The organism is uncultured Leptotrichia sp. (assembly GCF_938036635.1).
GTDB lineage: Bacteria > Fusobacteriota > Fusobacteriia > Fusobacteriales > Leptotrichiaceae > Leptotrichia > Leptotrichia hongkongensis.
Window position 1 is genome coordinate 1 of the sequence record NZ_CALHQO010000479.1, and the last position, 10,954, is coordinate 10,954.

The 10,954-nt window shown below is 31.8% G+C and carries 1 protein-coding gene; it reads left to right on the forward strand.

Annotated elements, in window-relative coordinates; all coding sequences use genetic code 11:
- Positions 1–148 precede the first annotated feature (148 nt).
- Positions 149–10,765 carry an autotransporter-associated N-terminal domain-containing protein gene (locus Q0370_RS09715; RefSeq protein ID WP_299575140.1) on the forward strand — a complete coding sequence of 3,539 codons (10,617 nt, stop codon included), beginning with the start codon at positions 149–151 and terminating at the stop codon, positions 10,763–10,765.
- Positions 10,766–10,954: the final 189 nt, after the last annotated feature.

The window sequence follows — 10,954 nt, forward strand, 5'->3', positions numbered from 1 at the left end:
GATAAGCTGTAACCATGTAAAAATTTTAAATTTTAACTATTATATAGTAATCGGTATTTAAAGAATTAACAGAAGAGTTAAATAATTAGAAAATTATGAGTTTTTGTATCTTACTAGTAAAAAAAATCAAAGTAAAAAGGAGAAAAATATGAGTAACAATTTAAAACAGGCAAAAAAAGACTTGAAGGCTTTTGCTAAAAGGGCAAAAAATGTAAAGTATACAGAATCATTGCTGTTCTCGTACTTAATAACAGGGATGATAACATTTTCAATTGGGATAAATACATCTTCAGATATGCTTTATGAGCGTATGAACAAAGAATTGGTAATGTCAGCCGAAAAAACAAGGGTTGCAATAAAGAAAAAGAAAAAAGCAAACGAAGAAGCTGTAGAAGACTTGAACTTGGAATTAGTTCAATTAATGGAACAAGGAGATCAGGTTGTAAAATCAAAATGGGCATCATGGCAATTTGGAGCCAATACTTTTACATCAAGTAGTAACGGAGCTTATAAAGGAAGAGGAGACAAGGCTGTTAAATATCCCTTTAATGGCATATTTACTAGAGGTGACTGGGGAGAGACTGGAATTTTGTCTAATAGAAGAAAAAATTTTATAACACCATCAATTAGCACTTCTACAGTAGGTTCGCAATCTTACGGATTAGCATCATTGTTACACGTTCAAGAACCTGAAGTGGAAATTCAGATAATGGCAAATGTACGTCCAAAATCTATTTCAAAAGAAGAAATCACAATAAATCCACAAATTGATATGCCAAGAGCTGTAGTACGTCCAGCAATTAATTTGAGTGTAACTTCGCCAATAACAGCACCAAATATAAAATTTCCGAATGTTAAACCAGTTAATATTGACATAGAAAATCCAGTTGCACCAAGTGAACCAACAGTAATTGGAGCACCAAGTATAAATATTACGTTGGCAGAACCAACTGTTAAATTGAAAATTAATTCACCAACAACACCGAATATTAATATTAGCGTAACTCCTCCGAACATCACACCATTAACGATTGTTAAACCAAATGAAGTGGAATTACCAACAATAAACGCTCCTGTAATATCACCAATTAAGTTTTCTATTGATCCTACAGGAGATTCTAAAAGCTATAAAAACAAAGGTTGGAATAGTATTCCTCAAAATCATGACATAACTAAGCTGTCGGATAGAAATTACATTACTCTTAGTGGTAATAATACACAAACTGAAATGCCACAAAATTATACATTTAATGTAACTGTTGACAATAATAGAGCATTAGTTTTAGATGAGGCAGCTGATAATAAAGTTTTTAAAATGAAAGGAACTATTAATTTAAAAGGAAGTCAAAATGTTGCAATTGATATTCAAGGAACACACGGTTCAGGAAATAGCGGAACAATGAATGGAAGATTGTTTGAAGCTGTTAATGAAGGTGAAATTATAGGAATAAAGACAACAGATAATACGATAAATCAAGTTGCTTTTGGATTTAATAATCCAGATGCCTCAGATAATAAAACTTTAACTAAAATGACAAACAAGGGGACAATTACATTAAATTCAAATGGAAGTGCAGCTTTTCAATTGAAGCCTGAAGATCCTCATAACTGGGATCCAAATAATGGAGGTAGTAGCTGGAATTCAGCTCCAATACGTATTTTGAGGGCAAGTCCAGTAAATGGTCGTGGAAAAGTAGCAATGCAAGCTATTAATGAGAATATAGTAAATATAAATGGTAATGATAGTTTTGGGATTACAACTGTATTTAACGAAGGACTTTCTAAAAATTTCTTTATTAATTTAAATAATTATGAAGATTTAAAATCTCAAAGACAAATTGCGAATCAAAGAGTAAATCCTGGTGGAGAATTTGGAAATACTACTATTTCTGGGTTTGAAAGTGGAGTTTATAATAAGAGTACAGGTGAAATAAACATAAATGGAGAAAATAGCATCGCCATTGGATTACTGCATGATATTCAAGAAGTCAAAATTGATGGGAAAATAAATATAAATTCAAACAAAGGGGTAGGGGTATTTACTGGTGTTCCTGTTGGACTTTCAACATTAGCTACACCTGATTTTGTTGAATTGAAAGGAAAAATAAATATAAATGATACGGCTGTAAATGCTGTAGGGGCTTATGTTGGAGAAACTTCAGTTGAATTAAATGGTGGAAAAGTAAATGGAAATGTTGAAGGGACTCGTAATTATTTAAGATCAGGAGATATAAAAGCTGAATCTACTTCTGTTATTACAGTTAAAGGTACAACTAATTATGGATTTGTTGTTAATAACTCGTCTAATTATTCTAATTTTTCTGGTGCATTAGATGATATGCAGCAAGGTACAAATAAATCAAAATACGGTAGAGGTGTAAACGAAGGAAAGATTAATGTAGATGGAGTAAAATCTGTAGGATTTGCATTGATAAAAGGAGGAACTTCTTCAAATAGTGGTACAATAAATGTAAAAGCAGATTCTAAAAATTCTGTTGGATTTTATGGAGAACAGGACGAATTTGAAAATTCAGGAACTATTGAAGTAACAGCAGCAAAAAATACAGGAAATACAGCTGTTGCTCTAAATGGTAAGACAAATAAAATTACATTTAATAATAATAATGGTAAGATATATGTAAATACTAGTCAGAATTCAAATACTAATTTAATAGGTAATACAAATACAGGAATTTATGCCGAAGGAACATATGAATTTAATCATAGTGGTGCGAATGCTAATATAATAATTGGAAAAAATGCTACAGGATTTTACGTGAAAAATGCTACAGGAAAGATAAATATTAATGCTCCAATCACATTAGAAGAAAGTGGAACTGGAACAGATGCTGGAACAACAATTGGATTTTATTCAGATGGAAATGCAGAAGTTAATTTTGGAACAAATTCATCATTAATAATTGGAAAAGGAGCAGTTGGACTTTATTCATCAGATTCAGGGAAATTTAATGATACATTTAAAATAAAAGCTGGAGAAAAATTAGATGTATCGCTTGGTGATAATTCTACATTTGGATTTTTAAGTGGAAATTCTACAAGCCCTTCATTGAAAAAATATTTAAATAATGGTTCAACAGATAAAATAAATATAACAAACTTTGGTACAGGTGCAACTATCTTTTTTGCAGCAAATCAAGGAAAAGCAGTTTTAGATGGAGATTATACTATTTCTAATGGTGTAAATGCTTCTACTTCCGTTTTATCAGCTAATAATGGTTCAACAGTTGGAATTGATAGTGGTGTGAAATTAGTTACAAATACTCAAGTTGGATTAGTTGCAACAAAAGGAGAAAATGCAACAGATACAGCTTCTATAGCCCAAAATGCAGGAACTTTGGAATCTTCAAGAGCTTCTGGAGTAGGTATTTATGCTAATGCAAGTAATGGTAAAAATGAAGGTACTGGTAAAATAATAATGAAAGATGCTAGTTCTGTTGGTATATTAGGATTAGCAGATTCTGAATTAACAAATGCTTCGGGTGGTGAGATTACAGTTGAAAAAGGTTCATCGGCTGGAATATATGCTGAAAATAGTAATGTAACAAATAGTGGAACAATAACTACAGGAGATGAAAAATCAGCTGGAATATTTTCAAAATCTTCATCGGCTTCTGACAAGACTGTTAAAAATTTAGGGAATATAAAAATTACTGGTGTTACAGGAAAAGAAGAAAACGCTGGAATATATGCAGAGTTAAAAAATAATGCAACAGGTAAATTAATTGTAACAAATGAAACAACTGGAAAAATTGAGGTTGAAACAGCGAAATCAGTAGGGATTTACGGTAAAAATGAAACAACAGCTAAAGAAAATCTTTTAGTAACTAACGAAAATAAAATTATAATGAAAAAGGATTCTTCAGTAGGTATTTTAGCTGAAATAGCAAAAGTAACAAATGAAGCATCTGGAAATATTAAAATAGAAGGTAAGGGATCAGTAGGAATATTCGGTAAAAATGATTCTGAAATTGAAAATAATGGAGAAATTTTGGCTACAAATACGGATGTTGAAAGTTTAACTAGTACTGCTTCCGCTTCAGTAGGTATATTATCAGATGGCGGAAAAGCAACTAATAAAAATATTATAAAAATGTCAGGTGGAAGTTCTGCTGGAATGATGGGAATAAATGATTCTGAAATAATAAACGATACAGCTGGAATAATTACGATGGAAAAGACAGGTTCAGCAGGAATTTATACTCAAAACAGTAATATTTCAAATAAAGGTCAGATTAGCTTAAAAGAAGATAAATCTGCTGGAATTTATGCACAAAATACATCTGCAAACAACTACACGATTTCAAATTCAGGAGTTATTATTGCTGAAAAAGATAGCAGTATTGGAATGTATGCAAATGTTGTTAAAGATAAAAATACACCAACTGTCATACCAGGAATAACTACAATGAATAACAGCGGTACTATTGATTTGAAAGATGAATCTTCAGTAGGAATGTATATAAAAAATGAATTAGATGATAGAGCAAAAGCTGTAATAAATAATAAAGATACAGGAACAATCAATGTAGAAAAATCTAAATCAGTAGGAATAATGGCAGATACAGCAAATGTTCAAAATGATGGAACAATTAAGTTGGAAAAAGAAGAATCAGCAGGAATTTATGCAATCGACAACTCTAATGTTATTAATAATGCAGATATTACGGCGAAAGATAAGAAGTCGGCAGGAATTTATATAAGTGATAGTGATGTTGTAAATAATGCAAATAAGACAATTACTGTAAATAAAAGTGAATCAGCAGGAATTTACGGTAAATTTAAGAACGATAAAGATCATACAATTACAAATGACGGAACAATTACTTTAGCAACAAGCAGTTCTGAAAAGGGAAGTGCAGGAATTTATGGTGAATTGGAATCTAAAGCAACAAAAACACTTACTATTACAAATTCGGTTAATTCGGCAATAAATGTTGGTATGAAAGAATCAGTTGGAATATATGCTAAAAATTCTTCATCAAATGGAAAAGAAAATTTAATAGTTAATAATAGCGGAACAATTGTAACTTCAAAGGAAGAATCAGTTGGAATTTTTGGTGAGAAAGCTACTGTTACAAATAATAAGACTGTAGAGGTAAATGGAAAAGAATCCATTGGAATTTTTGGTAAATCAGGATCAGAAATAAAAAATATTTCAATTAATGAAGGAATTAAAGTTGTTGGTAAAAATTCAACAGGGATGTATGCAACAGATTCAGGAACAACTGGAGAAAATACAGGTAAAATTGTTTTATCTGGAGAAAATACAACAGGAATAGGTGCATCAGATAGTGCATCTATAACTAATAAAAATGAAATTTCTGGAACAGTAAAAAATGTAATTGGAATGTACGGAAAAGGAAGCGGAACAAATGTTATAAATATAAAAAATATAAATTTATCAAAAGAAAATTCTACTGGAATATTTACAAAAGACGATGCTGTAGCCAAAAATGAAACAGGTGCAAATATTAATTTGGAAGAAAAAAAATCAGTTGGTATTTTTGGACTAGCAAGTGCTGCAGGGAAAAAAATAAATTTAGAAAATAATGGAACTATAAGCTTAAAAGGTGAAGGATCTACAGGAATTTTTGCTAGTAACGTTGAAAGTTCTTCTGGAAGCGGTGTTTATACGGGAGTACTTACTGATTCTTCTATAAAAAATACAGGAACTATAACTTTAGATGCTAAAAAAACAGTGGGTATTTATACGCCAAAATCAAATATTTCTAAGGTAGGAAATATAATTATGACAAATAATGCTGATTCATCAGTAGGTGTTTATCTTACACAAGAAGCAAAAGCTGATGGAACGGGTTCTGTAATTGATTTAAATAGTAATTCACAAAATCAAGTTGCTTATTATATCAAGGGTGACGGAACTATATTAAATTCTATTGGAAATATCAAAGGATATGGTGTTGGAGTTTACTTAGATGGGACAGATAGCACAGGAATGGCTTTAACAACCCCAGTACAGTTAAATGCTCCAGAACTTGATTTTGTAAGTGGAAGTTCAACAAAAGGAAAAGGAATAATAGGATTATTGTTAAAAGGGAATACTAATATTTCTACTTATACTGGAGGAATAAAAGTTGGAGATTCTGTTTTGGATGGAACAAATGATTTCTACGCATTAGGAATTTACACTGATGGACAAGGAGCATCTGGAAGCCCTAAAACAATATCAACATCAATAACAACAGGAGCAAATGGAGTCGGATTATTTGCTGAAAATAGCAGTCATATTAAATATACAGGAACTATGAATATAGGAGATAACACAACAGCTGGAACTGGTATTTATATTGGAAATGGTGGAGATGGAACCAAAGCTTCAACAGTAACAATTGATAATGGTGCGGATATTAAGCTAAACGGAGCAAATGGAGTTGGAGCAATAGTTACTAGCAAAGCGACAGTTAATTTTGAAAGTGGTGCAAAAATTGAATTTGGTGGAGATGGAGTAGGTATTTTTGCTCAAAAAGGAGGATACATTGTAGACAATGGTGGAACATTAGTTACTAACGGATACTCTGTAGAAAGAACCAGAGTTACTGAAGGAAGTTCCATAACTTCAAAAAATCTAACCGTAGCACTTGGAAATGCATTAGATACAGGAAATATACTTTCTCACGTTATAAATGGAGAGGCTATTTTACAAACAGGAGTTACAGTTGAGGCAAAATCAGCAACTAAGAATATTATTGGACTTATGGCAGATGGAAATAGCAATCCTGCATTAACTTGGGCTGGAACTGCTGGATATGATGCTGAAAACAAAGGAACTTTGGATTTATCAAATGCCAAAACAAGTACAGCAATGTATCTTGAATCATCAAGAGGGCTTAATTCACAAGATATTCTTGTAGGAAATAAATCAACTGGAATTTATGGAATTTATAAAACTTCAACACCAGTTTATAGCAATGCACCAACAGGAACTGAAAATAAAGGTATAATCACAACAACAGCTGGTTCTAAAATAACAGTTGGAGATGAATCTTCTGCTATTTATGCAATTGGATTTGATAAAGTTGAAAATAAGGGAGAAATAACTGGTAAAGATAAATCGGTTGGAATTTATGCTAAAAATACAGCTGCAAGCAGTAAAGTGATAGATGTTGTAAATGAAGGAAACATCACTTTAGGAAAAGGGTCAGCAGGAATTTATATTGCACCAGAAACTTCGAATACTTCAAATGCGACAGTTGTAAATAGTGGAAATATAACAATTGGAGATTCTACATTTAATCCTAGTGGAAGTGTTGAATCTACTTCAGTTGGAATATTTGTAAAAAACAAAACAAACTTGACTACTTCTGGAGATGTAACAGTTGGAAATAAAGGATTTGCACTGTATGGAAATGATTCTACATTGACCGTAACTGGAGGGAATTACAATTTTGCAAATAACGGAAGTTTAGCATACTTGGAAAATAACGCAGTGTTAAATTATAATAATGCTGGAACATTGACAACTTCTTCGGAGCCGATGTTATATATTGTGGATAGTAAAGCACAAATGAATAATAATGACATCATTGTATCTTCAAAAGGAACTGGAATTTATATGACAGGAACATCTTCTTTTGGTGGATGGAACAATATGACTTTAAATAATGGTTCTACAGGAATTTATGTAGACAATTCAAATGCTACGATAGATGGCAAGAAAATAACAGGTACATCTGACAAGGCAAAAGGAATTGTTTCAATAAATTCAAATGTTACGAATAAAGCGGATATGAAGTTTTCTAGTGATGATTCAATTGGAATTTTCTCACAAAATAAATCAGGTGTGGCAAAATCAATTTTAAATAGTGGAAATATTGATATTACTGGAAAACGTTCAATTGCAGCATATCTGGAAGGAACATCGGATCAGACATTTGAAAATAGCGGAACAATAAATGTAGATAAAACTGCAACCGCTGTTAAAAACGACTCTACTGTCGGAATTTATGCACAAAATGGATCAGCAATTAATATCAAAAATAGCGGAACAATAAATGTTGGAGAGGCTTCATTTGGAGTTTATTCGCTTAGTGAAAACGGAAATGTCGAAACAACAGGAAGTTCTGTAATCAATGTTGCAGACAAGGCTATCGGTGTGTATAAAAAAGGTGGAAATGTTAACTTAGGTGGAACAATAAATGTTGCAAATCATATTGCGACAGATGCTAATAGTGAACCTGTTGGAGTTTATGGAACAAGTGGAGTTTCAATTAACGATACTACATCAAGCTTTACTGTTGGAGATAAGTCTTACGGGGTAATTTTAGCAAATCCAGGTATGAGCAGAACAAATGTTTATTCAAATTCTGCTTCATCAAATGTAACTTTAGGAAAAGAGTCGACTTTCATTTATACAGAAGGAGTATCATCAGTAACAAATAATGCAACAATTACATCTGGAACAAATGAAAAAATTATTGCAATCTATGGAAAAGATGGAGCAAATATTGTAAATAATGGAATAATTGATCTGTCACAAGGAATCGGGAATCAAGGAATTCTTGTAACAGGAGCATCTAATGCTGTAAACAGAGGAACAATCAAAATCGGAAAAACTGATAAATCTGATCCAAATAACATTGTTTATGGAATTGGTATGGCAGGTGTAGGAGGAGCAAATATTTCAAATGAAAGAGATATTTATGTTTCAGGACATCTAAGCATTGGAATGTACGGAGATGACAGAGGAACGACATTAAGAAACTCTGGAAATATATACTTGGATGCTTCAAGTGCAACAACTTCTGATAAAATTCAGACAATGATGGGAGTATTTGTAAATAATGGAGCAAAATTTGTAAATACTGGAAATATTACTACAACTGGCTCTTATCGTGGAAATGACAATGTTCAAGGTATTGTCGGAGTTGCTGTATTAAATGGAAGTACTTTGGAAAATTATGGAACAATAAATATTGACGCAGACAACAGTTATGGAGTGTTAATAAAAGGTACGGCAAATAATAAATCAATAATTAAAAATTATGGAGAAATCAACATAAATGGTTATAAAACTTATGGAGTACGATATGATGTAAATTCTCAAGGAGTATCTGGAGATTTGCCAATAGCATCTAATGCAACTCCTGGAAATGTATTACCAGCATTAAATTCTGGAGCGGGAAGCATTACTTCTGGAAATGGAGCAAAAGATTATTATGCACCAACAGATCCAAGTAAAACTGTTGGAGGAGTGGGAATTGTTCAATTGCCAAATGGACGGCTTGCAATTCAGAGAAATGGTGTAACACTAGATGACAGTCAAGTTCAGACAATTGATTACACTACGCCTTACACAAACTATGCTTTCTCAAATTTTGGAGTATATGTGGATACATTGGGAAGAACACGTCCAATTAACATAAATGGAGCAAATTCTCTTGGAATTAATAGTGATCTATTAATCGGAACAGAATTTTCAGTACTTACAAACTCTAAAAATGTGATTATTGGAAAACAAATATTACAGCCATTCTTAAATCAGATAAATTCTGGAATATTTAACTTTACTCCGTATTCTGCTTCACTAACTTGGATGGCAACGCCTGAAGTTGACCCATCTACACAGCAGATTACACGTGTACTTATGACAAAGATTCCTTATACAGCTTTTGTAGATAAAACAACAAATGAATACAACTTTACTGATGGATTGGAACAAAGATATGACGTTAATAGCTTAGATTCAAGAGAAAAAGAAATATTTAATAAATTGAATACAATTGGAAATAGTGAAGAAGCGTTATTGGCTCAAGCAATTGATGAAATGATGGGACATCAGTATGCAAATGTTCAACAAAGAATTTTTGAAACAGGTAACTTGCTGAATAAAGAATTTACATATTTAAGAAATGAATGGGATACTAAGTCTAAAAATTCAAATAAAATAAAAGCCTTTGGAATGCAAGGTGAATACAAGACAGATACAGCGGGAATCATTGATTATAAAAATAAAGCCTATGGATTTGCATATTTGAATGAAAATGAAACTGTAAAACTTGGAGAATCGACAGGATGGTATGCAGGAGCAGTAAGAAATAGATTTGATTTTAGCGATATAGGTAGATCTAAAGAAGATCAGAGTATTGTAAAAGCAGGTGTATTTAAATCAATGCCAATAGGAAAAGATCATAACAATAGCTTGAACTGGACTATTTCAGCAGAAGGATTTGTAGGAACTGGTGAAATGAAGAGAAAATTCCTTGTTGTTGATGATATATTTGAAGCAAAATCTGAGTACCGTTCATATGGATTTGGATTGAAAAATGAACTTAGAAAAAACATCAGAACAAGTGAAAGAACAAGTATCTCACCTTATGGAAGTTTAAAATTTGAATATGGAAAATTTGATGGAATAAAAGAGGATACTGGGCAAATGCGTTTAGAAGTAAAAGCGAATGACTATTATTCTATAAAACCTGAGGTTGGAGTGGAATTCAAATATAAACAGCCAATGGCAGTAAAAACAACATTTGTTGCTAAGTTGGGACTTGCTTATGAAAATGAACTAGGAAAAGTTGGAGATGTGAGCAATAAAGCAAGAGTTCGTTATACAACTGCTGACTGGTTTAATATAAGAGGTGAAAAAGATGACAGACGTGGAAACGGAAAAGCTGACTTGAACCTTGGAATTGAAAATACAAGATTCGGTGTAACAATAAACGCAGGTTATGATACAAAAGGTGAAAATGTGAGAGGTGGAATCGGGTTTAGAGCAATCTACTAATCTATATTTCTTATTCATAAATCTGTAAACAAAAAGTATATTTTAAGAAAGAGTTATTTCAAAATAAATGAAGTAGCTCTTTTTTTATTGAATAAATTTAATAAATTTTTTTTAATTAATGAATGAAAAAACATAAAAAATGTTGTATAATATAAATGTATAGTCAAATGTATTGAAAACATATTTATA

Coding starts and splice junctions, on each gene's coding strand:
- Q0370_RS09715 (WP_299575140.1), top strand. CDS start 149: ATGAGTAACAATTTAAAACAGGCAAAAAAAGACTTGAAGGCTTTTGCT.